Genomic DNA, 23,526 nt, shown 5'->3' on the forward strand with positions numbered 1-23,526 from the left:
GGGCCGGTGGCTTCCCAGGTGACGCGCTGAGGGCTATCTTGGCCGCAGCAGCGCGCAGCGATCTATCCACTTTCTTCGTCAATAAATGCACCAAAAGAGTGCAAAGGGACAGCGTGTGACAACGCCCAATGCCTTGCAGGTCCAGGCCTTCACCACCAGCGATGTAACCGAGCAAGTCCGGGCCACCCCAGGCTGGCAGCAGCAGTACCGGCAGATGTCGCCGGGGCTGTTCAATGGCCAATTGCGGTGCCTCGGACTCGATGGCGTGGAGGTTTACGAAGAGCGCCTGAATACCCGCGTGGAGCAATTCTTCACGGCGCCGAGCGGGTCGCTGGCGTTTTGCTTTGACCGCAGCGAAGACAGCCTTTACCTGCTCAACGAGCAAAGCCGCAACATCTGGATCACCCCGGAGAACTACCAGGAAGTCGCGGTGGTGTTCGACCAGCGTTTCCTTTCCAGCCACGGCCTCGACCCGCAGCGTCTGGAGGGGTTGTTCATGGTGCCGTTGGGCAGTGGCCAGAACGCGTTGTTCGGCAGTTGGCTGAGCGCCACCCTGACACGCCTTGGCCGTGCCGACTGTCCGCTGGAGGGGCAGGCTTTGGCCGAGCAACTGCTGGAGGACTGCCTGTTCATTCTCGACAACGCCTGCCAGCGACTGCAGGGAGGGGCCTTGGGACGGCGTGGCGAGGAGCGGGCGATCATGCACAGGGTCAGCGAATGGGCGGCGGACTGCCCGGAAGAAACCCTGAACCTGATGCAACTGGCTGAGGTGGCGGGTGTGTCGCTGCGACAGCTGCAACAGGCGTTCAAGGCCTTCACGGGCCTGGCGCCTGCACAGTGGTTGCGGTTGCGGCGGCTCAACGGCGCACGCCGTGACTTGCTGCGCGGCGGCGAGGTGACCGTGGCGGAAGTCGCCATGCGCTGGTCGTTCTGGCACCTGGGGCGGTTTTCGGAAAGTTACCGACAGTTGTTCAGGGAGCTGCCGAGCGAAACGCTCAAGCGCGTCAGGGCCTGAGCCGGTCGTTTGCGCAGGTTCGGCACTGAGCCCAGCATTTGTGGGCGAAAATTGTTATCGTGCCCGGCTGTTCTGCCTCGAGGTGTCGATGTTCTACCTGCCTTTGTCCAGCGATCGAGCTGACCGTCTTGCCCGTGAGCCTGCCGCCGGCGACTTCTTTCTGTCCGCCAGCCTGCTGGAGGCTGCCGCCGTGCTGTTCGTGCAGAACCTGCCGCGCCAGTCAGGCACTCCATCGGTCGAAGCCCAGGAGCGCCGACTGGCGGAGATGGTGCGTATCGCCAACGACGTGGAAGCAGCTGCGCCTGGTCAGTTCCAGGCGCAGGTCGCGCAACGCTACGACCGCGAGGCATTCGCCATGGGCTTGGGAATGCTGGGCGAGAACGGTATCGGTCTGCTGTCGGCCGAGGTCCAGTATGACACTCAGGAGTTGCTCGACGACGACGGTCAGTGGAGCTTTCAGTTCGCCGATATCTACCGGCAGCGCGCCACGCCCTTGCACCCCGTGTACTTGCCGTCGCTGGCCAGTGACCTGATGCTGAGCGACCAGCAGAACCGCCTGCTGCGCGAGTTCCTGTCATGTGCCGACGAGTCGGTGGCGGTGCAGGGCTTCGCAGGCACTGGCAAGACCTTTCTGATTCACCAGTTCGCCCGCTTGCTCGACCCTTCTCGTACATTGTTGCTGGCGCTGACGGAAGGTCAGCTCAGGGCGCTGCAGGCCAGGGTCAAGGATGCCCAGGCGTACACCGCGATGACATTCGGCCAACTGGCCGACGAAATACTCAACCGCGACCTGACCAGCAATGGCTGGCGTTTGCGTGATCCGTACCGGACCAAACTGTCGTGGCGCCCGCAGGAGGCGCAGGTGGTGAAATGGCTGGGTATCCCGGACATCGGCCCACTGGCAGCCCGCGATGTGGTGGCGCTGTGCATCAAGGCCGTGCGTGCGTTCTGCCACAGCGGGGACGACCAGTTGCAGCTGCACCATCTGCCCTGGGCCGGCCCGGGTATCACACCCTTGGACCAAGAGGTGCTGCTGGATAAAGCGCGCCTGTACTGGCAAGAACTGGTTCGCCCCTCGGCCCGTGAGATCCAGTTGCCGGTGCGTGACTACCACCGTGTGAAGCTGTTGTCGCTGACCTTCGAGGTGATCGACGCCCGCTACACCCATGTCATCGTCGATGAGGCCCATGAACTGTCGGCGCCCATGCTGGCCGTGCTCGACCGCAGCCCGCAGTCGGTCATCGCCCTGGGCGACGAACTACAGAATCTCAACGGCCTGAGCCCGCACCATGGCGGTTTCATCCGCCAGCGTTACATCGATCATTCGCTGCGCGCCGGGCCGGCCATGGACGCGGTGCTCAACCCGCTGATCCAGGCCCACCCGGCGTCGATCCAGGCAGCCTTCAGTGGCAGCGCCGAGCACTATACGCGCGTCAGCTTCTTCGATGCCGTGACGGTTCCCGAGCAGCCGACGGCGTTGATCGTCGATGACGAGTGGGGGCTATTCGGCTGGTTCCAGCGACTGACGCACCAAGGGGTGCCGTTCGTCCTGCTGCAAAGTGCACGCAAGGATTTCGAGCTGTTCGTCGAGGACTGCATCGAGCTGTACCGGTACGGAACCCGGCCACGCCACCCGATGTTGTTCCGCTATGCCAGCTGGCAAGCGTTGGAGCAGGACAAAGGCGACGACAAGGCCTTCATCGCGGTGGCCAACATGCTGCGCAAAGGCTATACCCCGGAGCATTTCGCCAAGGCCAAGAGCCGTTACCGCTGGGACAAGGCGCCGAAGCTGTTCCTGGGGCGGGTGCGGGATGTGAAGAACATGGAGTTCGCCAGGGTGATGGTATCGCCGGAATTGATGGTGGCGCCGAGCACTGGAGGAGGCCGCAATGAGCGGGCGCGGACGCTGGCCGGGCTTTATACCGCGTGTTCACGGGCGCGGCATGAGTTGATCGTGCCGGGTGGGATGCTGGACTGGGTCAAGGACCAGGCGCGGGGTTGAGGGTAATGGGGCCGCAAAGCGGCCCCATTGATCGGTCAGTTCCGATCCAGCCAAACGGTCTGGGCGTTGGTGAACTCCCGCACACCAAAGTGCGAAAGTTCACGGCCAAAGCCGCTCTTCTTCACGCCACCGAAGGCCACGCGGGGGTCGGAGGCGCAGTAGCCATTGATGAACACGCCACCCGTTTCCAGTGCGGCAGTCATGCGCTCGGCCAAAGCGTAATCGGCGGTGTAGATGGTCGAAGCCAAACCAAACTCGCTGTCGTTGGCCAGCTCCACCGCGTGGTCGGCGTCGCGTGCGGTGATGATCGCCGCCACCGGTCCGAACAGCTCCTGCTTGAACGCGGTCATGTCAGGGGTGACGTTGCCAAACACTGTCGGTTCGTAGAAGTTGCCCACGCCTTCGACCTTGTGGCCACCGAGCAGCAGGGTCGCGCCTTCGGCGAGGGTCGCCTGGACCTGGCCATCAAGCTCGTCACGCAGGTCGTAGCGGGCCATCGGGCCAATGTAGGTGTCATCTTCCAGCGGGTTGCCGACTTTCAGCTGGCGGGTCGCCTCGACGAACTTGCGGGTGAATGCTTCGGCGATGCTCGCTTCGACGATCAAGCGCTTGGCGGCAGCGCAAACTTGGCCAGTGTTCTGGTAACGACCGATCACAGCAGCCTTGACCGCGGCATCCAGATCCGCGTCCGCCAACACGATGAACGGGTCGGAGCCGCCAAGTTCCAGCACGCACTTCTTCAATGCAGCACCGGCTTGTGCGCCGATGGCCATGCCGGCGCGCACGCTTCCGGTGAGGGTGACGGCCGCAATGCGCGGGTCGTTGATAGCCCGAGTGACGCCGTCGGGGGTGACGTTCAGCACCTCGAACACACCTTCAGGCAAACCTGCATCCTTGAACAACTCGGCCAGCAGATAGGCGCTGCCCATGACGTTCGGCGCGTGCTTGAGCACGTAGGTGTTGCCGGCCAGCAATGCAGGGACCGCGCCTCGCAATACTTGCCAGATCGGGAAGTTCCACGGCATCACGGCCAGGATCGGGCCAAGCGGGCGGTATTCGATACGGGCTTTTTCGACTTGGGTCGGCTCCGGCGCCAGCATCGCCGGGCCGTGTTCGGCATACCACTGGCACAGACCAACGCACTTGCTCACTTCGCCACGGGCCTGGGCGATCGGTTTGCCTATCTCGCGGCTGATCATCTGGGCGAAGGTTTCAGCCTTGGCTTGCAGCGTGTTGGCCAGGGCCAGCAGGTACTCGCTGCGCTGACCCAGGGACACCTGGCGCCATTGGCTGTAACCCGCCTTGGCACGCTGCAGCGCCGCTTCCAGTGCGGCGTCGGTATCGAAAGGGTAGTGGCCGATCTGCTCGCCGCTGAAGGGGTCGACGGAGATGGCGTGGGTCAGGCTGCTGATCTGGCTCATGGATGTACGCTCGTTGTTGTTTATCAGTCAGCCCAGACTAGTGGTGTAGGACTTTATTGAAAACTGAATAATAATGAGCGAAACATTCACGTTTGGAGAATGACTTTGGATCTGGTGCAACTGGAGATCTTCAAGGCGGTGGCCGAGCAAGGCAGCATCAGCGCTGCCGCCCAACACATTCATCGGGTGCCGTCGAACCTGACCACCCGCATCAAGCAGTTGGAAGAAGACCTGGGCGTTGAATTGTTCATCCGCGAGAAGAGCCGCTTGCGCTTGTCTCCGGCAGGCTGGAACTTTCTTGAGTACACCCGGCGCATTCTCGACCTGGTCCATGAGGCGCGGCTTACCGTGGCCGGGGAGGATCCCCAGGGCACTTTCGCCCTGGGTTCGCTGGAAAGCACCGCGGCGGTACGTATTCCGGCGTTGTTGGCAGCCTACAACCAGCGTTACCCGAAAGTGGATCTGGACCTTTCCACCGGCCCTTCCGGGACCATGCTCGAGGGCGTGTTGTCCGGGCGCTTGGTGGCCGCGTTCGTCGATGGCCCGGTGTTGCACCCGACACTGGAAGGCATTCCGGTGTTCGAGGAGGAGATGGTGATCATTTCGCCCCTTAACCATACCCCGGTAACCCGCGCCCAGGATGTCAACGGCGCAAGCATCTATGCGTTTCGCGCCAATTGCTCATACCGCCACCATTTCGAGAACTGGTTCGTCCAGGACCAGGCGGTACCAGGCAAGATCCATGAGATGGAGTCGTACCACGGCATGCTGGCATGCGTGAGCGCGGGCGCGGGCCTGGCCATGCTGCCGCGCAGCATGCTCGACAACATGCCAGGGTGCAGCACGGTCAGCGCTTGGCCGATGTCGGAAGATTTCCGTTACCTCAAGACCTGGCTGGTATGGCGGCGAGGGACGGTCTCGCGCAGCCTGAGCATGTTCGTGAAATTGCTCGAAGAGCGCCGCGTCGGCTGACCCTGCGCAGGCACGAACTCGGGCATGGCCGCGGCGTCAAATGCTAGGTAAGCCGTTCCCATGTGGAGGGTCGAATCATGCGCAATCATCACTATGCACTGGGCGCTTTGCTGTTGCTGACGCTCGCCTTGCCGTGGACGCTGGCGGCCACCGCCGACCTCAATGCACCCATCGACATGCAGGCGGTGCAACTGCAACCCCAGGAGCAAAATGGCATCCGTTACCTGCAGGGCGGTATCGGCCAGGATGAAGCCAATGCCTTGCGCAAGACGCCGGGCTATGACTTGCATGTCACCCTGTCCACTGGGTCGGAAGGGAAGTTCCAGACCGGCGCCCAGGTCGATATCCAAAGCGCCCAGGGCCAATCCGTGCTGAGCTTGAGTGACGTCGGGCCACTGCTATTCGTTCAACTGCCGCCAGGGCAATACAAAGTCGTCGCCAATGCCCAGGGCCAGACGTTGCAGCAACCTGTGGTGGTCACTGGCAAGACCCCTGCACGGGTGGACCTGAACTGGCGTTGAATCGTTAACGTCTGCGCAGGAGTACAGATGTGCTCCTGCCGCTCAGGAGCGTATCGCCATGAACCTGGCCATGAACCTGGAGCGCCAGCTCAAGTCGCTGGACGAGCAGGGCTACGTGCTGATCCCCAATGTGCTCGACCCCTTGCGGGTGGCCTTGGTGCGCTGTGCCATCGACGACTTGCAACCCATCCACTGGGACTACCAGGGGCTGCTGGAGCACTACAAATGCGTCTTCAATCGTAACCCGCTGTGGTTACCGTTTCTTGATCTGCCGCCGCTTATCAGCTTGGCTGAAGCCGTGCTTGGTCACGACTGCCACGTGATCGGTCAGACGGCATGGCGCAGCCATCCGGGTTATCCGGGCATGGCGCTGCATCTGGACCATCTGCCCATGGCGCTACCAGCCTGGCTTCGCGAACACGGCGATTTCACGCAACCAATACAGATCCTCACGGCGCAGTTGTACCTCACCGATGTCGACCAGTCCCTCGGGCCTACATGGGTGGTGCCGGGTAGCCATCGCGCGGGCCGCACGCCACGGGAAGGCGAACGCCAATGGCAGGGCAGAGAGGCCGAGCCAGTATTGTGCAAGGCGGGCGATGCCTTGGTGTTTCGCAGCGACCTTTGGCACAGCGGCGGCGCCAACCTCAGTGAATCGCACGATCGCGACATGCTGCAGGTGCATTACGGGCGGCGCATGGTGGCGCAGAAATTCTCGCCGTACCTGGCCTGGCGCTTCAACCCGGAGGTGCTGGAGCATGCCACGCCCAGGCAGCGACGTTTGCTGGGCGAGCATGATGAGGCGGAGTACGACTAAGTCGTGGCTATTAGCCAATAGTGGCAAAAGCCTTTCAACTTTTTGATTAACTGGACAATAATCAAAAAAGTATTACCTCGTGTGACCGGTTGGATGCACCGGCCACCGCCATAAGTGAGGGGTTCAAGCCCCCGTGTGCCTAGCAGGCCCCGTCTTGGCAGCGGCCTGCTTGTGTTGACCATCAGGAGAAGTCATTGATGAAAACCCGTCTCGCCGCTTCGCTGGCCGCCGCTGTGCTGGCCCTCGCCGGTGCCAACCTGGCCCAGGCTGCACAGGTGTCCGGCGCCGTTGGGGCCACTGGCCAAGGCGACATGACCTACCGTATCGGCCTGTCGTTCGATTGGGACAAGAAGTGGTTGGAGAGCAGCACCGGCTACCTGAGCGGCTACTGGGATGCAGCCTACACCTATTGGGAAGGCGGTGAGGCAAGTGGTGCCCACTCGCTGTCGTTCAGCCCGGTGTTCACCTACGAGTTCAGCGGTTTCACCTATACCCCCTACATCGAAGCGGGTATTGGCCTGGCTGCGTTTTCCAAGACCGACGTCGGCGATCAGCGCCTGGGGTCGGCCGTCAACTTCGAGGACCGTATTGGCTTCGGTCTGAAGCTGCCGGGTGAGCAGAAAGTCGGCATTCGTGCCATGCATTACTCCAACGCCGGCCTCAAGCAGCCAAACGATGGGATCGAGTCGTACTCGCTGTTCTACAGCAAGGGCTTCTGAGGTTCCTGGGGTCGCCTTGCGGCCTCGTCGCCGGCAAGCCGGCGCCTACAAAAGTAGGCGCTGGATGCCCGATCCGACGATCACACTTCAGAAGGTGTACGAAACCCCGGCCTGCACTGTGCGCGGTTCGCCTGGGTAGACGTAGTTGTTGAACGCGCCTTCGTCGTAGCCTTTGTCGAAGACATTCTTCAGGTCCAGGTTCAAGCGCACGTGTTCATTGACCTGATAGAAGCTGAGCAGATCGACCACGGTGTACTGCTCCATGGTGTAGGTCGTGGCGGCGGTCTGGCCTTGACGGTCGTCCACGTACTTCACCCCAACCCCAAGCCCCAGCCCCTTGGCCAGTCCATCTTGGAACTCATAGGTGTTCAACAGGCTGAAGCTGTTGCGCGGAATATTCGCCAGCCGTGTACCAGTGGGCAGGCTGGTGTCCTTGGTCACCTCGGCATCCACATACGCATAGCCGCCAATCACTCGCCACTCAGGGGTGATGTTGCCCGCGATGTTGATGTCCAGGCCACGGCTACGCACTTCGCCGGCTGCAATCTTGTAGGTGCCGGTGGGGTCGTTCGGGTCGTTGGCCAGGACGTTTTCCTTGACGATGTGGTAGATCGCCGCGTCGACGCTCAGCTGACGATCGAGCGCTTCCCATTTCACGCCCAGTTCGTACGACTTGCCTTTCTCGGGGTCGAAACCACGGCCTGAGCCGCCTGCAGGGGCACCGCTGTTGGGCTTGAACGAGCGGGCAGTGTTGGCATACACCGCGACGGTATCGGTCAGGTCGTACAGCAGGCCGAAACGAGGCGTGACGCCATTCTCACCCTTGTCGAAATCGCCTGCCTTGTTGAGCTTGTTGACGTAGTCATGCTCGAAGCGCTCGAAGCGCACGCCGGCCAGGGCTTTCAGGCGCTCGGTCAGGGCAACCTGGTCCTGGATGAAGAACGCCCAGGTCTTGAGGTTTTCCTTGTCATGGGTCGTGGTGCGGGTCAGGGCAGGGCGGGACTGGTCGTAGACCGGGTCGAACAGGTCGATCGGATAGTCGGTTTTGCCACCGGCCGAGCGCAGGATGATCGAGTTGTAATCGTAGTCTTCGTACTCGATGCCGGTCAGCAAGGTATGGCTGAAACCAGCGGTGTCGAAGTGCCCGGTCAGGTTGAGTTGGTAATCGCGGTCTCGCCACTCCAGGTGGCGGTAGTTGAAGTTGCGTCCCAAGGTACGACCGTCGGCCTGCAGACCGTTGGCTTCGATGGCATTGCCCTTGAGCGAGCCGTCCAGCCACTGCGTGCCGCCGCCCAGGGTCCAGTCCTCGTTGAGCGCATGCTCGAAGCGCAGCTGTGCCATGTTGTTGTCGTTGTGCAGCATGTTGTCGCTGCCTTTGCCCCACACGTTGGTGTCACGCGAGGCCGACCCAAGCTGGTTGGGCAGGCGGGTCAGGCCACGGTCCAGCGGGTGGTTGTTACGCATGAAGTCGCCTTCGAAGACGATCTTGGTCGCGTCGTTGACCTGCCAGCTGAGCACGGGTGCGACGCTGTAGCGTTCGCTTTCGACATTGTCGCGGAAGCTGTCGCCGCCTTCGCCGAGCACGTTGAGCCGGTAGGCGAGGTTGCCGTCCTGGGTCAACGGGCCAGTGGCATCCAAGGTTGCCCGCTGCATGCCCTGGTCATCGAGCTGGCTACCCAGGGTGACGTGCGACTCCGGCAGCGGCTGCTTGCTGACCACATTGAAGGTGCCGCCAGGATCGCCACGGCCATACAGGCTGGTCGCCGGGCCCCGGATCACTTCCAGACGCTCGACGGTGTTGGCATCGGGGGCGTTCGGGTAGCCGCGGTTGATCGGGAAACCGTTGCGGTAGAACTCGCCGGTCGTGAAGCCACGCACGGTGAAGGTGGTCAGGCCCTGACCGCCGAAGTTGTTGGCACGGCCGACACCACCGGCATAGTCCAGGCCGTCCTGCAGGCGGGTGGCGCCGGTGTCCGTCAGCACATCCTTGGGCACCACGCTGACCGATTGTGGGGTTTCGTGCAGGGCAGTGTCGGTACGGGTGGCGCTGGCCGAGCGGGTGGCCTTGTAGCCGGTGACCGGGCCGTCCGCGCGCTCACTGTCGGCGGAACTGGTAATGCTCAGAGCCTGAAGCTCGATCTGGACGGGTTCACTCTGGGGGTCGGGCTCAGCCCAAGCCTGCGCAGAGACAGCATGAAGCACACAAAGCGAAACGAACGTGCGACGCATCGACGGTACGATCCTGGAGAGGGGCGCTGGAGGTTAAGGGGGATAAGTGTCGCAAATTACTACGAATCATTATCAAATGCATTCTTTTTAAGTGGAGCGCGCGTGCCAGGTCCTAGTCCACCGCAGCACGGGTGCGTGCTGCGGTGGACGGTCAGCTCAGCGGGTGGCCTTGATCGCGAGCACGTTGCACAACGGATGTTCCAGCACGTGCGCCGTGGTGCCGCCCAGGAACGTTTGCATGGCGTCGTGCCGGTGGCTGCCCATGACGATCACGTCCGCCCGGCTGTGGTTGACGAACTCAGCGATGGCGCGAATCGCCGGGCCTTCCAGAAAATGCCGGCGTTCGAGGGGGATTTCGTGGTGGTCACCCAAGCGGTTGAATGCTGCGCGTTGCGCGGTGCGCACGCTGCCATCGAAGCCTGGCATGGTCACGGTGCCTGCGCCGAAGTCAGCAATGTGGGTCTTGGTCGCATCGCACACATGCAGCAGGTGCAGCTCGGCATTGCATTGCAGCGCCAGGGCGTGGGCACTGCGGATGACCTGCTCGTCGAGGTGCTCGCCGGCGCCATGGCTGTTGAGGTCGACCGCCGCGGCGACCTGCCGCGGCAGGGGTAGGCGGATATCGCTGACCAGGTGCACGGCCACCGGACTGTCCTTGAGCAGTTGCCAGTCCAGCGGCGTCACCAGCAGGCGCTTGAGCACGGGTTCGTGTTGCACGTCCTTGATCAGCAGGTCGCAACCAAGGCGCTCGACTTGTTCGAGGGCGCTGGCCAGTGGGTCGCGGGTCAGCAGTAACTCGGTGGAGACATCCAGGCCTGAGTTGGTCAGTTGTTCAGCTTCGTCGGCCAGCCATTGCCGGTTGTCGCTGAGCAGGCGCTCACGTTCGCGGCCATCGCTCATCAGACCAAAGGTGTCGACGTCGTCGACGAAGACATTGATATCCAACAGCGCACCGCTGGATTCTGCCAGCGCGGCGGCGCGCTGCAGGGCGGGCGTGTGGCGCATTTGTGGGCCGAGCATGACGAACAAACGCTTGAACTGGCTCATCTCACACCTCCACGTGTGGCAGCCCCCCGGTTCATGCCTGTGTAGTTTTCTGGTCGTTGATGCCGTGCTTGTTCGTTCAGTCTAGACCTCGTGCGCAACGATGGCTTTGATTCGGTCGTGTCGGGGGCGGGCCGTTTTGACGTGGTGCCGTCCCCCGTAGCGGAGGTGCACTAACTTTATTCAGACTTGAAACTTCGCCACCTTCTCGTAGAACGCGCCTATGGTGATTGGCATCAATGTCAGTATACGAACTCCGCTCTCGTCGACGTGGATGCCATTGGCGGCTGCATGATAAACGTTAAGTTCCGAAAAGCCGTTTTTTCCGAAGTCATTATCGACTGTTCCATCGACGTTGAGTCTTGCTACGTGAAGGCTGGATTGTGCCTCTGGATCGTCACCACTTCGATAGGTTCGAGTTCCGGCCAGCAGCAACCTTCCTTGCGTGTCGAATTGCAGATGGTCGAAAACTTGCCCACCTTCAAGGTCCCCCCTGACTTCACGGGTGAACTGGGCAATTGGTTCGCCCTGCACGGTGTAGCCGTGCAAGTGCGTGCTGGTCGTGATGCTTGGCCAAACGGAAACGCTAGCCACTATCACGTCTTTGTGGATGGCAAGGCCTGCTCGGTTGGCGTTGCCACTGTCCGGTATTTTGATGGACCCTTGTACTCCAAAGGACGTATCTGGCAGAGCGTTCGGTTGATAACGCTGAAGGTGGATGGCCCCATCGGCTTGCCCAACCACAACGAAACCACCGTCGGCCATGAATGCCACATGGTAGGGAACCAGCGCTTGCCCATTGATTCTTGGCAGTTTCAACTGACTGGACTTCCCATCCTCGCCCAGGCCGGGCACTGGTGCTCCTGTTGCAGCATCCAGCAGCGCACACCAGAGGTCGTCATCCTGCGCCTCCCACGTTGCCACCGAGCCAGGGAAAACGGTGATGATGCGGTCATCGATAAGTGCAAGTTTTGGCTTGTATCTATAGTCAACGGCCTTTTGAAATTCGTTATACCCGAGGGTTTTAACAAGGGCCTCGGGCAGTAACGTGTTTTCTTTTTTGAAGGGCGGAGATGGAAGGGCGATGCCATCATCACCAAATCCGGCAACCGGAGAGAATGTTCTATCGTAGGCTCCCACTGCTACATGTACGACAGCTTTGTCCGTGTCGCCGGCGTAAATCACAGTCGAGGCTGTCAGGTAGCGTTCTTCATTTTTGTATTTTGCAAAGGTCATTGCATTGAAGTTGAAAACCTCGTAGGGAAGTGGCGAACTCTGCTTTTTGGAAACTTCAACATGGCCGGTTGCTTCATCCCATTGGCCGTCAGCACCAAGGCGGGTAAATACACCTTTTTCTCTCGTTGTGACATCATCAGTGTCGTAGCCGTAAAAGACCATGCTGCCATCGTCAGCGCTGGTGTATGGGTAAACTTGAAGCGTTTCTCTATCTGGGTTCTTGGGGGGCAGGGGCGGTACGCTTGCTTCTCCCTGATTGCCATACGATTTGTCGAGGTAGCCCGCACCTTCATTGGTGTTCATGCTCACGATTCTCCTGTTTCAAGACACGCTCACGTTGAGCGATTGGCTCTTGTCCAACAACTGTTAGAAATAACAGGTGGGTCGGGAATGCAGTCGGACACTTCGCGGATGCTCGCTCCACCGCCAAGCGCTATGTCAGGTATGATGCGAGCCCCATCATTTCCACGAGGCCTATCCCATGTCCCTGAGCGTTGAACAGATTGGCGAATTCCGTGCCTTTGCCGAGCAGTTGGCTGACGCAGCTGCCTTGGCGATCAAGCCGTACTTTCGCGCCAGCCTGGATGTCGAGGACAAGGGAGGGCGCTTGTACGATCCGGTGACCGTGGCCGACAAAGCGGCTGAGGATGCGATGCGCGAACTTATTCAAGCTCGTTACCCTGAGCATGGCATTCTCGGTGAGGAGCTTGGCACGGCGCTGGGCAGCAGCCCGTTGCACTGGGTTCTGGACCCGATTGACGGCACTCGCGCGTTCATCACCGGCTTGCCGCTGTGGGGTACCTTGATCGCGTTGAACGATGGATCGCGTCCGGTGGTGGGTGTGATGAACCAACCTTTTACCGGCGAGCGGTTCGTGGGTACGCCTGAGGGGGCCTGGGGTAACAAGACGCTGCTTAAAACTCGGGCCTGTTCTGACTTGGCGTCTGCCACTTTGATGTGCACCACGCCGGATATGTTCGACACACCCGCACGCAAGGCGGCCTTCGAAGCCGTTGCTGGCAAGGCGCGGTTGATGCGTTATGGCGGCGATTGCTATGCATACTGCATGTTGGCTTCGGGGTTTGTCGATGTGATTGTCGAGGCGAGTCTGCAGCCTTATGACGTGCAGGCGCTGATGCCGATCATCGAAGGGGCGGGTGGGGTGATTACGGCGTGGGATGGAAGTTCTGCGCAGCATGGTGGGTGTGTGGTTGCATGTGGTGATCCTAAGTTGCATGCACAGGTGCTGGAGATGTTGCGGTACGCGATGTAAATATAAATGAGCGGAAACTTCGATATTCAATCCGTGCGGTGATCTGGGCTCTGAGCTGGTGTTGCTTTATAGTGCTGTGAGTGTTTGTGCTACGTATTCGGTTTTAGGTTTGACGCTTTGGTGTTTGGGTTTATGAGCATATCCATTTGCCAAGGCGACGCTCAATCACCTTTCCGCTCTTACAGCGGGTCACTTTTTGGCAGACGCCCCAAAAAGTAACCAAAAAAGTCTGGCTCCTATCATCCGGCCCCTACGCTTCGCTCCGGGGTTCCCTCGCTCCGGTTTCGTGAAGCCGCGTATCGCACTTTTTCTCGTTTCTGGGTTCTATGCTTGGCCAGGCCCCGCCGATCCCCTGCGTGGCCGCCGACTTCGACCCGGTGCCAATGGTTGTACGCAAAACCCAATTCCTAAGACGACTGCTGCTGGCAGGAACCTTGATGTCGCTCGGCGCCTGCACCCAGCAACAGGGCCGCGATATCGTCAGCCAGCTCGGAGACGGCAAACCCAGCGAGCTGTTCCAGACCAGCGTCGACCGCTTGGCCACGCTGTCCATGCGCGACAACCTTCAAAGCCTGTACCTGCTGATGAACAAGCTCTACCTGCGTAACCCCAACCAGGTGAAATTGTCCGGCTACCTCGACGCCGCCACCGCCGAACGGCAGATACGCCACGCGATCGAGCAGCGCCAACCCCTGGCCCAACTGGGCAACAGGCGTGATCTGGCCGCCTTGAGCTATGCCCTGAGCCCGGAATTTCGCGGTGATCGCGTCGGGGCTTTCATCTATGCCATCGGCAGCATGCTCATCACCGCACACGGTGGGCGCACGGCGTTTTACATGACCGACACCATCGACCCCTTGTTCATCAACAACGCCGCCCGCAACATCGAAAAAGCCACCTGGATGCTCAGCCAACGACAAGATGCCAATGGTGTATTGCTGCTGTTCTCCAACGAGATCTCGGAAGAGGGCAGCAACCTGAGTTTCGCCGTCGAGTTCGGCAAGATCGTCGCGAGGCTGGACCTGCTGGCTGAACTGCTCGACGAACGATACCGACGCATCGGCCTCAACTACGCCCAGAGCCTGCTGCTGATGAACTTCCTCCCCGTGCAATGAGCCCCAACGTCTGCACTGACCCTGTAGTCATTGCCTTGCCAGCGATCCGGACGTCAACGCCAACCAGAATGTTCGATAATCGCACCAAGCTCTCCCTCCAGCCGTTCGCTATCCGCACGCCCAATCCGGGCCTCAGATTGCCACTCACCCGCCTTTTTGCTTAGTGTGTGGCGATCCGCCGAACGTCGTCTGCCCCAGTGGACGCGCCTCAGGCCCGATAGAATGATCGTGAACGACCGCAACCACAGGCCCCAGGCCAGTAGGACGCGGCGACCAGAACAATAACGAGACCGAGTGCCTTGCCTATGGAAAGCCGCCTGCTGAGCGAGCGCAGTAGCGTGTTCCATCACGCCGACCCTTATGCCGTGTCCGATTACGTCAACCAGCACGTGGGCCACCATTGCATCGGCCTGTCCCGCACCACTCATCCCCAAGCCAGCCTCAGCCACCGCAAGTTCGCCGAGCTCGACCTGTGTCGCATCAGCTATGGCGGCAGTGTGCGCGTCACCTCGCCAGCGCTGGAAACCATCTACCACCTGCAAATCCTGCTCAACGGCAATTGCCTGTGGCGCGGGCACCAGCGCGAGCACCACCTGGTGCCGGGCGAGTTGTTATTGATCAACCCGGACGATCCGGTCGACCTGACATATTCGGAAGACTGCGAGAAGTTCATCCTCAAGGTACCGACCCATCTGCTCGATTCGATTTGCGCAGAGCAGCGCTGGCAGCGCCCTGACGGCGGCGTGCGCTTCCTGCGAAACCATTACCGGCTCGAAGAGCTGGACGGCTTCGTGAACCTGATGGCAATGGTTTGCCATGAAGCGGAAGTGAGCGATTCGCTACCCAGAGTGCAGAGCCATTACAGCCAGATTGTCGCCAGCAAGCTGCTGACTCTGATGAGCACCAACATCCGCCGCGAAAGTCTTAGTGCGCCGCAGGCCGGTCTTGAGCGCATTCTTGACTATATCGAGCGCAACCTGAAACTGGAGCTGTCGGCTGAGGTGCTGGCAGAGCAGGCTTGCATGAGCTTGCGCTCGCTGTATACCTTGTTTGACAAGCATCTGGGTACTACGCCCAAGCATTACGTGCGTCAGCGCAAGCTGGAGCGGGTGCATGCATGCCTGAGCGACCCCATGTGTGGGGTGCGGAGTGTGACGGAACTTGCTCTGGATTACGGTTTCTTGCATTTGGGGCGGTTTTCCGAGGTCTATCGGCAGCAGTTTGGAGAACTGCCTTCGCAAACATTCAAGCGACGCGCATAAGCGCAGCCGTGCTGCGTACCTATTATTTCTGCCAGTTGCGGGAGGCTTAGGCACGACCCACCATTTGCCTTCATGGATAAATGGGTGGCAATTATGTCTACGACGCAGCAGTTGTATTTTTACTCGCCGGATGGGCTGGCGTTGGTCAAATATCCTGGGGCCCAAGCATCGACCTTATTGCGCGCCGCAGGTCAGGCGTTGGCGCAGCGTGATGAGGCACAGGTAGCCTTTTACGCGACGGATATACAAGGTTCCGTATTGATTTTTTTGCGGCGTGATGTGCCGTGTTCAGTGCAGTACACGGTGTACGGGCATGATGATAACTCATGTGCTTCCCTGTTGCGATTCAACGGCCAGCGAAAGGAAGCGCTTTCAGCGTACTATCTCTTGGGGGAAGGGTACCGAGCCTTCAGTTCGGATTTGATGCGTTTCAATGCGCCCGACAGCCTCAGTCCGTTTGGTGCCGGTGGGATAAACCCTTATAGTTATTGTGGCGGCAACCCTGTGGATAGGATCGATCCCAGTGGGCATGTACCGACGCCGATATTAAGAACCACGTCGCGTGCCCCCGTTCGTCCAACAGTTTCGCCGCCAAGAAGGTTCGAACAGGTACCTGGATCGCACCTGCAACCAACGCTTAAAAGTGCTAATAACCGAAAATTCGCCGAAGGTATAATCAAGGTGCCGGGGGCGGAATTGAAAGATCTACTTTCCTATCAAGGCAGAAATACGGGGGCGTGGATTGATGAGCTTCGAACTCGCACCAAGTTCTCGCCCAATGATCTCCCCATCGTTGAAGGGGCGGGGGCAAGCACCCACAGGGATGTGATTAACCTGTACAACGACATGGTTGAGTATCCAGTCCAAAGTAAGGCTGATCCCCGATATATCGCCGCATACAAACTTGCGGATGCCGTGGAAAGAATTGAGTTTCTTGAAACAAGAATGAAGGCGTCGATAGCTCGGGACAAGGTGAGGCGAGAATGGCTTGAACCCAAAAAAAGTTAAAGAAACTGGATAGCAGTCTGCACAATCCGGATAGTCCCTCATCCCCCGAATCCCTAACCTGACATGGCCTTACCAATAACAATGGAGACCCTGGCCATGTCCCTGGGATTCGACTACCTCAATGCCATGCTCGAGGACGACCGTGAAAAAGGCGTCTACCGGTGCAAGCGTGAAATGTTCACCGACCCGCGCCTGTTCGACCTGGAGATGAAGCACATCTTCGAGGGCAACTGGATCTACCTGGCACATGAAAGCCAGATCCCCGAGAAGAACGATTTCCTCACCCTGACCATGGGGCGTCAGCCGATCTTCATCGCGCGCAACAAAGACGGGGAGCTCAATGCCTTCCTCAACGCCTGCAGCCACCGCGGCGCCATGCTCTGCCGGCACAAGCGCGGCAACCGCTCCAGCTATACCTGCCCGTTCCACGGCTGGACCTTCAACAACAGCGGCAAGCTGCTCAAGGTCAAGGATCCGAGCAACGCTGGCTACCCCGACAGCTTCAATTGCGATGGCTCCCACGACCTGACCAAGGTGGCGCGCTTCGAGTCGTACCGTGGCTTCCTGTTCGGCAGCCTCAATGCCGATGTCAAACCGCTGGTCGAGCACCTGGGCGAGTCGGCCAAGATCATCGACATGATCGTCGACCAGTCGCCTGAAGGCCTGGAAGTGCTGCGTGGCGCAAGCTCCTATATCTACGAAGGCAACTGGAAGCTCACTGCCGAAAACGGTGCCGATGGTTACCACGTCAGTTCCGTGCACTGGAACTACGCCGCCACTCAGAACCAGCGCAAGCAGCGCGAGAGCGGCGAAGAAATCAAGACCATGAGCGCAGGCTCCTGGGCCAAGCAGGGCGGTGGCTTCTACTCCTTCGACCACGGCCACCTGCTGCTGTGGACCCGCTGGGCCAACCCCGAAGACCGCCCAGCCTATGAGCGCCGCGAGCAACTGGCTGCCGACTTCGGCCAGGCACGCGCCGACTGGATGATCGAGAACTCGCGCAACCTCTGCCTGTACCCGAACGTCTACCTGATGGACCAGTTCAGCTCGCAGATCCGTATCGCCCGGCCGATCTCGGTGAACAAGACCGAAATCACCATCTACTGCATCGCCCCCAAGGGCGAGAGCGCGGACGCCCGCGCCAAGCGTATCCGCCAGTACGAAGACTTCTTCAACGTCAGCGGCATGGCCACGCCGGACGATCTGGAGGAGTTCCGTTCCTGCCAGACCGGCTATGGCGGAGGCACTGGCTGGAACGACATGTCCCGCGGCGCTGAGCATTGGGTCGAAGGCGCCGACGACGCAGCCCGCGAAATTGAGCTCAAGCCGTTGTTGTCGGGTGTGCGCACCGAGGATGAAGGCCTGTTCGTGCTGCAGCACAAGTACTGGCAGGAAACCATGCTCAAGGCCCTTGAGCAGGAACAGCGACTGATCCCAGTGGAGGCCGTGCAATGAGCCTGCATGACACCGTGCGCGACTTCCTTTACCGCGAAGCGCGCTACTTGGACGATGCCCAGTGGGACCTTTGGTTGGAGCTGTACGCAGCCGATGTAACGTTCTGGATGCCCTCCTGGGATGACGACGACACCCTGACCGAAGACCCACAAAGCGAGATCTCGCTGATCTGGTATGGCAACCGTGGCGGTCTGGAGGACCGGGTGTTCCGGATCAAGACCGAGCGTTCCAGCGCGACTGTGCCGGACACCCGCACCTCGCACAACATCAGCAACATCGAGATCGTCGAGCAAGGCGAGGGCAGCTGTCAGGTGCGCTTCAACTGGCACACCCTGAGCTTTCGCTACAAGACCACCGACAGTTACTTCGGTACCAGCTTCTACACCTTGGACCTGCGCGGCGAGCAACCGCTGATCAAGGCCAAGAAGGTGGTCCTGAAGAATGACTACGTGCGTCAGGTCATCGACATCTACCACATCTGATCCGCAGTAACGCGAGCGCCGTTCGGCGTGCCACACGGCGCGCCGCGGCCAGGCTCGCCCGCGAGGTGCAACATGAGCTTCCAGATCGCACTGAATTTCGAAGATGGCGTCACCCGTTTCATCGAGGCCAGCGGCCATGAGACCGTCGCCGACGCCGCCTACCGTCAGGGCATCAACATTCCGCTGGACTGCCGCGACGGCGCCTGCGGTACTTGCAAGTGCAAGGCTGAATCCGGGCAATACGACCTGGGCGACAACTTCATCGACGATGCCCTGAGCGAGGACGAAATCGCCGAAGGGTATGTGCTGACCTGCCAGATGCGCGCCGAAAGCGACTGTGTCGTGCGTATTCCGGCGTCCTCGCAAGTCTGCAAGACCGAACAGGCCAGTTTCGAGGCGGCCATCAGCGATGTGCGTCAGCTGTCGGAAAGCACCATTGCCTTGTCGATCAAGGGCGAGTCCCTGAGCCGCCTGGCGTTCCTGCCAGGGCAGTACGTCAACCTCAAGGTGCCCGGCAGCGACCAGAGCCGTGCCTACTCCTTCAGCTCGCTGCAAAAGGATGGCGAAGTCAGCTTCCTGATCCGCAACGTCCCGGGCGGCTTGATGAGCAGCTTCCTCTGTGGCCTGGCCAAGGCCGGCGATAGCATGAGCCTCACTGGCCCGCTGGGCAGCTTCTACTTGCGGCCGATCCAGCGCCCGCTGTTGCTGCTGGCAGGGGGCACCGGCCTTGCGCCGTTCACCGCGATGCTGGAGAGAATCGCTGAACAGGGCAGCGCGCACCCGCTGCACCTGATCTACGGAGTCACCAACGATTTCGACCTGGTCGAGCTGGACCGCCTGCAGGCCTTGGCTGCACGCATCCCCAACTTCACCTTCAGCGCCTGTGTGGCCAACCCGCAAAGCCAATACCCACGCAAAGGTTACGTCACCCAACACATCGAGCCGCGCCACCTCAACGACGGTGACGTGGACGTGTACCTGTGCGGGCCGCCCCCGATGGTCGAGGCGGTTAGCCAGTACATCCGCGAGCAGGGCATCACACCGGCCAACTTCTTCTACGAGAAGTTCGCGGCGGCTGCCTGAGTTTTCATGGGGCTGCCTGCATCGTGCGGGTGAAGGCGGCCCCCTTTTATTCGATTGGCACGTCCTGTAGGGCACGGCGTTGGCTCCGCCTTCGATCGCCGGCAAGCCGGCGCCTACAGGGTGTGTCGAGCGCCTGATCGCAGGTTGAGGAATGGAACAATGAACAATCGATTCCAAGGCAAAGTCGCCCTGGTCACCGGTGCCGCCCAAGGCATCGGCCGTGGCGTGTGCTGGCGGCTAAAGGCCGAAGGCGCGCAAGTGGTCGCGGTAGACCGCTCCGAACTGGTCCACGAGCTGGCCGGGGAGGGCATGCTGACGCTGACCGCCGACCTCGAGCAGTACAGCGACTGCGCCCGTGTCATGGCGTCTGCGGTCGAGACCTTCGGCCGCCTCGACATTCTCATCAACAACGTCGGCGGCACCATCTGGGCCAAGCCGTTCGAGCACTACGAAGTGGAGCAGATCGAGGCCGAAGTGCGCCGCTCGCTGTTCCCCACCCTGTGGTGCTGCCACGCCGCACTGCCGTACATGCTCGAACGCGCCAGCGGCGCCATCGTCAACGTTTCGTCCATCGCCACCCGTGGCGTCAACCGCGTGCCTTACGGCGCGGCCAAGGGCGGTGTGAATGCGCTGACGGCGTGCCTGGCCTTCGAGACCGCTGGCCGTGGCATCCGGGTCAATGCCACCGCTCCCGGCGGCACCGAAGCACCGCCGCGCCGCGTACCGCGCAACAGCGCCGAGCAGAGCGAGCAGGAGAAAGTCTGGTACCAGCAGATCGTCTACCAGACCCTCGACAGCAGCCTGATGAAGCGCTACGGCAGCATCGACGAGCAAGTCGGCGCGATCTTGTTCCTGGCCTGCGACGAGGCCTCTTACATCACCGGCGTCACCCTGCCGGTGGGGGGCGGTGACCTCGGCTGACGGCCGCCCCAGGCAAGGTTTTCTTCCACAACAAAAACAACAGAGACAGATGCCATGCGAACCCTTGATGTTCAACCGATCATCGATAATGCCCGTTTTACCCCGTTCCACTGGATGGTCATGGCCTGGTGCGGCCTGCTGCTGATCTTCGACGGCTATGACCTGTTCATTTACGGCGTGGTCTTGCCGGTCATCATGAAAGAGTGGGGCCTGACCCCACTGCAGGCCGGGGCGCTGGGCAGCTACGCGCTGTTCGGCATGATGTTCGGTGCCTTGGTGTTCGGCAGCCTAGCGGACCGCATCGGGCGCAAGAAGGGCATCGCCATCTGCTTCGCCTTGTTTTCCACGGCCACCATCCTCAACGGCTTTGCCAGCAGCCCCAGCGAGTTCGGCATCTATCGCTTCTTCGCCGGGCTCGGTTGCGGCGGCTTGATGCCCAATGCCGTGGCGCTCATGAATGAATACGCCCCCAAGCGGCTGCGCAGCACACTGGTAGCGATCATGTTCAGCGGCTACTCACTGGGCGGCATGCTGTCGGCCGGCGTTGGTATCTTCGTGTTGCCACGCCTGGGCTGGGCGTCGATGTTCTTCGCCGCCGCCGTGCCTTTGCTGCTGTTGCCGGTGATTCTCCACTACCTGCCGGAATCCATCGGCTTTCTGGTGCGCAAAGGACGTACCGAACAAGCCCGCGCACTGCTCAAACGCCTCGATCCAAGCTGCGACGTGCAACCTGACGACGTGTTGCAGGCCCATGACCGCAACGGCAAGGGGGCCTCGGTAGTCGCGTTGTTCCGCGACGGCCTGGCCGTGCGGACCCTGGCGTTGTGGCTGGCGTTCTTCTGCTGCCTGTTGATGGTCTACGCGCTGAGCTCATGGCTGCCCAAACTAATGGCCAACGCCGGCTACAGCCTGGGTTCGAGTTTGTCGTTCCTGTTGGCCCTGAACTTCGGCGGCATGGCCGGTGCGATTCTGGGCGGCTGGCTGGGCGACCGCTTCAACCTGGTCAAGGTCAAGGTCGCCTTCTTCATCGCCGCCGCCGTGTCGATCAGCCTGCTCGGTGTCAACAGCCCCATGCCGGTGCTGTACCTGCTGATCTTCATCGCCGGCGCCACCACCATCGGTACGCAAATCCTGCTGTATGCCGGTGCCGCGCAACTGTACGGGCTCTCAGTGCGCTCCACCGGTCTGGGCTGGGCCTCAGGGATTGGCCGTAACGGGGCCATTGTCGGCCCACTGCTGGGCGGTGCGCTGATGGGTATCAACCTGCCGCTGCAACTCAACTTCATCGCATTCGCCATCCCCGGCGCGGTTGCCGCGCTGGCCATGGCGGTGCACCTGGCCAGCGGCCGGCGCGACGGTATAGCCGCGCCGGCGCAGGCCTGATCTTCAACTCACTGAACCGGAGACCTTGCATGACAAGCCCGATTATCGAACGGCTGGAGGCGATCATCGTCGACCTGCCGACCATTCGCCCGCACAAGTTGGCCATGCACACCATGCAGCATCAAACCCTGGTGGTATTGCGCCTGCGCTGCAGCGATGGCGTGGAAGGCATCGGCGAAGCCACCACCATCGGTGGGCTGGCATATGGCTACGAAAGCCCGGAGGGTATCAAGGCCAACATCGACGCGCACCTTGCGCCAGCGCTGATCGGCCTGCCAGCGGACAACATCAATAGCGCCATGCTCAAGCTCGACAAAATGGCCAAGGGCAACACCTTCGCCAAGTCCGGCATCGAGAGCGCCTTGCTCGATGCCCAGGGCAAGCGGCTAGGCGTGCCGGTGAGCGAGCTGCTTGGCGGGCGCGTGCGCGACAGTCTGGAGGTGGCTTGGACCCTGGCCAGCGGCGACACCGCCCGCGATATCGCCGAGGCCGAGCACATGCTCCAGGTGCGCCGTCACCGGGTCTTCAAGCTCAAGATCGGCGCCAACCCGCTGGAGCAGGACCTCAAGCACGTGGTCGCGATCAAGCGTGAGCTGGGCGAGCGCGCCAGCGTGCGGGTGGATGTCAACCAGTACTGGGACGAGTCCCAGGCCCTGCGTGCTTGCCAGGTATTGGGCGATAGCGGCATCGACCTGATCGAGCAGCCGATTTCACGCATCAACCGCCGCGGGCAGGTCCGTCTCAACCAGCGCAGCCCGGCGCCGATCATGGCCGATGAGTCCATCGAAAGCATCGAGGACGCCTTCAGCCTTGCCGCCGACGGTGCCGCCAGCGTCTTCGCCCTGAAAATCGCCAAGAACGGCGGCCCCCGGGCCGTGCTGCGCACCGCGCAGATCGCCGAAGCTGCGGGTATCGCCCTCTACGGCGGGACCATGCTCGAAGGCTCGATCGGCACCCTGGCTTCGGCCCACGCCTTCCTCACCCTGCGCCAGCTGACCTGGGGCACCGAATTGTTCGGCCCGCTGCTGCTGACTGAGGAAATTGTCAACGAACCGCCTCAGTACCACGACTTCCAGCTCCACGTACCGCGTGCCCCCGGCCTGGGCCTGAGCCTGGACGAACAACGCCTGGCGCGCTTCGCCCGCCGCTGAAGCGGTTACGGAAGAAACACGCATAACCCCGTAGGCGTGGTTCTAGCCGCGAAGCAGACGCCACGGGGATGGCATCGCCCCTAACGATTTACCCGCTAAGCCAGAAGCAAGGAGATCCCTATGTTGTTCCACGTGAAGATGACCGTGAAGTTGCCGGTCGACATGGACCCGGCCAAGGCCGCGCAACTAAAGGCCGACGAAAAGGAGCTTGCCCAGCGCTTGCAGCACGAGGGCACCTGGCGCCACCTGTGGCGCATCGCCGGGCACTACGCCAATTACAGCGTGTTCGACGTGCCCAGCGTCGAGGCGCTGCACGACACCCTGATGCAACTGCCGCTGTTCCCCTACATGGACATCGAGGTCGATGGGCTGTGCCGTCACCCCTCGTCGATCCACAGCGACGACCGCTGATTCGCG

21 protein-coding genes are annotated in these 23,526 nt (G+C 61.0%); 17 read left to right on the plus strand and 4 right to left on the minus strand.

From position 1 onward, the window contains the following. Positions 1-115: 115 nt before the first annotated feature. A complete protein-coding gene (locus tag IF103_RS11630; protein ID WP_027907570.1) occupies positions 116-1,015 on the plus strand; it encodes a helix-turn-helix domain-containing protein in 900 nt (299 codons plus the stop codon). Positions 1,016-1,103: 88 nt separating this feature from the next. Further along, the gene (locus tag IF103_RS11635; protein ID WP_104883958.1) at positions 1,104-3,017 is read left to right on the plus strand and encodes a P-loop NTPase family protein; all 1,914 of its coding nucleotides are present in this window, start codon (positions 1,104-1,106) and stop codon (positions 3,015-3,017) included. 35 nt (positions 3,018-3,052) lie between these two features. On the opposite strand, the gene IF103_RS11640 is transcribed toward IF103_RS11635, so the two are convergent. After that, entirely contained in the window at positions 3,053-4,438 is a 1,386-nt protein-coding gene (locus IF103_RS11640) for an aldehyde dehydrogenase family protein (protein ID WP_023380486.1), read from the minus strand. 105 nt (positions 4,439-4,543) lie between these two features. On the opposite strand from IF103_RS11640, the gene ptrR reads away from it, so the two are divergent. The 4 genes from ptrR to IF103_RS11660 all read left to right on the plus strand — a co-directional run bounded on the left by ptrR (position 4,544) and on the right by IF103_RS11660 (position 7,467). Further along, positions 4,544-5,410 (plus strand): putrescine utilization regulator PtrR, encoded by an 867-nt coding sequence (ptrR, locus tag IF103_RS11645; protein ID WP_023380487.1) that lies wholly within the window; start codon positions 4,544-4,546, stop codon positions 5,408-5,410. A 77-nt stretch (positions 5,411-5,487) separates the two neighbouring features. Then, positions 5,488-5,931, plus strand: coding sequence for a hypothetical protein (locus tag IF103_RS11650; RefSeq protein WP_023380488.1), 444 nt, complete (start codon positions 5,488-5,490; stop codon positions 5,929-5,931). A 70-nt stretch (positions 5,932-6,001) separates the two neighbouring features. Continuing rightward, positions 6,002-6,748, plus strand: coding sequence for a phytanoyl-CoA dioxygenase family protein (locus IF103_RS11655; protein WP_202676163.1), 747 nt, complete (start codon positions 6,002-6,004; stop codon positions 6,746-6,748). A 197-nt stretch (positions 6,749-6,945) separates the two neighbouring features. Next, entirely contained in the window at positions 6,946-7,467 is a 522-nt protein-coding gene (locus IF103_RS11660) for an acyloxyacyl hydrolase (protein WP_023380490.1), read from the plus strand. 87 nt (positions 7,468-7,554) lie between these two features. Here IF103_RS11660 and IF103_RS11665 read toward each other — a convergent pair whose 3' ends face one another. The 3 genes from IF103_RS11665 to IF103_RS11675 form a co-directional block, all read right to left on the minus strand. Further along, positions 7,555-9,696, minus strand: coding sequence for a TonB-dependent siderophore receptor (locus IF103_RS11665; protein WP_023380491.1), 2,142 nt, complete (start codon positions 9,694-9,696; stop codon positions 7,555-7,557). Between the two features lie 156 nt (positions 9,697-9,852). Continuing rightward, complete coding sequence (locus IF103_RS11670) at positions 9,853-10,743, minus strand: universal stress protein (RefSeq protein ID WP_023380492.1); 891 nt, start codon at positions 10,741-10,743, stop codon at positions 9,853-9,855. A gap of 180 nt (positions 10,744-10,923) precedes the next feature. Further along, a complete protein-coding gene (locus tag IF103_RS11675; protein ID WP_104881800.1) occupies positions 10,924-12,279 on the minus strand; it encodes a delta-60 repeat domain-containing protein in 1,356 nt (451 codons plus the stop codon). Between the two features lie 178 nt (positions 12,280-12,457). Here IF103_RS11675 and hisN point away from each other — a divergent pair, with 178 nt between their 5' ends. The 11 genes from hisN to catC all read left to right on the plus strand — a co-directional run bounded on the left by hisN (position 12,458) and on the right by catC (position 23,520). Next, positions 12,458-13,249 (plus strand): histidinol-phosphatase, encoded by a 792-nt coding sequence (hisN, locus tag IF103_RS11680; RefSeq protein ID WP_186599136.1) that lies wholly within the window; start codon positions 12,458-12,460, stop codon positions 13,247-13,249. 383 nt (positions 13,250-13,632) lie between these two features. Beyond that, positions 13,633-14,364 carry a hypothetical protein gene (locus IF103_RS11685; protein WP_027906992.1) on the plus strand — a complete coding sequence of 244 codons (732 nt, stop codon included), beginning with the start codon at positions 13,633-13,635 and terminating at the stop codon, positions 14,362-14,364. 305 nt (positions 14,365-14,669) lie between these two features. Continuing rightward, positions 14,670-15,626, plus strand: coding sequence for a benABC operon transcriptional activator BenR (gene benR / locus IF103_RS11690; protein ID WP_202676133.1), 957 nt, complete (start codon positions 14,670-14,672; stop codon positions 15,624-15,626). 93 nt (positions 15,627-15,719) lie between these two features. Beyond that, positions 15,720-16,634, plus strand: a complete 915-nt coding sequence (locus tag IF103_RS11695) for an RHS repeat-associated core domain-containing protein (protein ID WP_252189439.1) — start codon at positions 15,720-15,722, stop codon at positions 16,632-16,634. A 96-nt stretch (positions 16,635-16,730) separates the two neighbouring features. Continuing rightward, positions 16,731-18,089 carry a benzoate 1,2-dioxygenase large subunit gene (benA, locus tag IF103_RS11700; protein ID WP_023380499.1) on the plus strand — a complete coding sequence of 453 codons (1,359 nt, stop codon included), beginning with the start codon at positions 16,731-16,733 and terminating at the stop codon, positions 18,087-18,089. Next, positions 18,086-18,571 carry a benzoate 1,2-dioxygenase small subunit gene (gene benB / locus IF103_RS11705; protein WP_023380500.1) on the plus strand — a complete coding sequence of 162 codons (486 nt, stop codon included), beginning with the start codon at positions 18,086-18,088 and terminating at the stop codon, positions 18,569-18,571. The genes benA and benB overlap by 4 nt, the downstream gene beginning before the upstream one ends. Before the next feature lie 72 nt (positions 18,572-18,643). Next, a complete protein-coding gene (gene benC / locus IF103_RS11710; protein ID WP_023380501.1) occupies positions 18,644-19,654 on the plus strand; it encodes a benzoate 1,2-dioxygenase electron transfer component BenC in 1,011 nt (336 codons plus the stop codon). 159 nt (positions 19,655-19,813) lie between these two features. Next, positions 19,814-20,575: a 1,6-dihydroxycyclohexa-2,4-diene-1-carboxylate dehydrogenase gene (locus tag IF103_RS11715; protein WP_202676135.1), complete on the plus strand. Its 762-nt coding sequence runs from the start codon at positions 19,814-19,816 to the stop codon at positions 20,573-20,575. 54 nt (positions 20,576-20,629) lie between these two features. Then, positions 20,630-21,958, plus strand: coding sequence for an MFS transporter (locus tag IF103_RS11720; RefSeq protein ID WP_104881793.1), 1,329 nt, complete (start codon positions 20,630-20,632; stop codon positions 21,956-21,958). Between the two features lie 29 nt (positions 21,959-21,987). After that, entirely contained in the window at positions 21,988-23,109 is a 1,122-nt protein-coding gene (locus IF103_RS11725; protein ID WP_202676136.1) for a muconate cycloisomerase family protein, read from the plus strand. A 120-nt stretch (positions 23,110-23,229) separates the two neighbouring features. Continuing rightward, positions 23,230-23,520: a muconolactone Delta-isomerase gene (gene catC, locus IF103_RS11730; RefSeq protein ID WP_023380505.1), complete on the plus strand. Its 291-nt coding sequence runs from the start codon at positions 23,230-23,232 to the stop codon at positions 23,518-23,520. The last annotated feature ends 6 nt before the right edge of the window (positions 23,521-23,526 follow it).

The sequence above is a fragment of the Pseudomonas sp. SK2 genome (assembly GCF_016772395.1).
In the GTDB taxonomy this organism is placed as follows: domain Bacteria; phylum Pseudomonadota; class Gammaproteobacteria; order Pseudomonadales; family Pseudomonadaceae; genus Aquipseudomonas; species Aquipseudomonas taiwanensis.

Coding starts and splice junctions, on each gene's coding strand:
- IF103_RS11635 (WP_104883958.1), top strand. CDS start 1,104: ATGTTCTACCTGCCTTTGTCCAGCGATCGAGCTGACCGTCTTGCCCGT.
- IF103_RS11640 (WP_023380486.1), bottom strand. CDS start 4,438: ATGAGCCAGATCAGCAGCCTGACCCACGCCATCTCCGTCGACCCCTTC.
- IF103_RS11650 (WP_023380488.1), top strand. CDS start 5,488: ATGCGCAATCATCACTATGCACTGGGCGCTTTGCTGTTGCTGACGCTC.
- IF103_RS11655 (WP_202676163.1), top strand. CDS start 6,002: ATGAACCTGGAGCGCCAGCTCAAGTCGCTGGACGAGCAGGGCTACGTG.
- IF103_RS11660 (WP_023380490.1), top strand. CDS start 6,946: ATGAAAACCCGTCTCGCCGCTTCGCTGGCCGCCGCTGTGCTGGCCCTC.
- IF103_RS11665 (WP_023380491.1), bottom strand. CDS start 9,696: ATGCGTCGCACGTTCGTTTCGCTTTGTGTGCTTCATGCTGTCTCTGCG.
- IF103_RS11670 (WP_023380492.1), bottom strand. CDS start 10,743: ATGAGCCAGTTCAAGCGTTTGTTCGTCATGCTCGGCCCACAAATGCGC.
- IF103_RS11675 (WP_104881800.1), bottom strand. CDS start 12,279: ATGAACACCAATGAAGGTGCGGGCTACCTCGACAAATCGTATGGCAAT.
- hisN (WP_186599136.1), top strand. CDS start 12,458: ATGTCCCTGAGCGTTGAACAGATTGGCGAATTCCGTGCCTTTGCCGAG.
- IF103_RS11685 (WP_027906992.1), top strand. CDS start 13,633: ATGGTTGTACGCAAAACCCAATTCCTAAGACGACTGCTGCTGGCAGGA.
- benR (WP_202676133.1), top strand. CDS start 14,670: ATGGAAAGCCGCCTGCTGAGCGAGCGCAGTAGCGTGTTCCATCACGCC.
- IF103_RS11695 (WP_252189439.1), top strand. CDS start 15,720: ATGTCTACGACGCAGCAGTTGTATTTTTACTCGCCGGATGGGCTGGCG.
- benA (WP_023380499.1), top strand. CDS start 16,731: ATGTCCCTGGGATTCGACTACCTCAATGCCATGCTCGAGGACGACCGT.
- benB (WP_023380500.1), top strand. CDS start 18,086: ATGAGCCTGCATGACACCGTGCGCGACTTCCTTTACCGCGAAGCGCGC.
- benC (WP_023380501.1), top strand. CDS start 18,644: ATGAGCTTCCAGATCGCACTGAATTTCGAAGATGGCGTCACCCGTTTC.
- IF103_RS11715 (WP_202676135.1), top strand. CDS start 19,814: ATGAACAATCGATTCCAAGGCAAAGTCGCCCTGGTCACCGGTGCCGCC.
- IF103_RS11720 (WP_104881793.1), top strand. CDS start 20,630: ATGCGAACCCTTGATGTTCAACCGATCATCGATAATGCCCGTTTTACC.
- IF103_RS11725 (WP_202676136.1), top strand. CDS start 21,988: ATGACAAGCCCGATTATCGAACGGCTGGAGGCGATCATCGTCGACCTG.
- catC (WP_023380505.1), top strand. CDS start 23,230: ATGTTGTTCCACGTGAAGATGACCGTGAAGTTGCCGGTCGACATGGAC.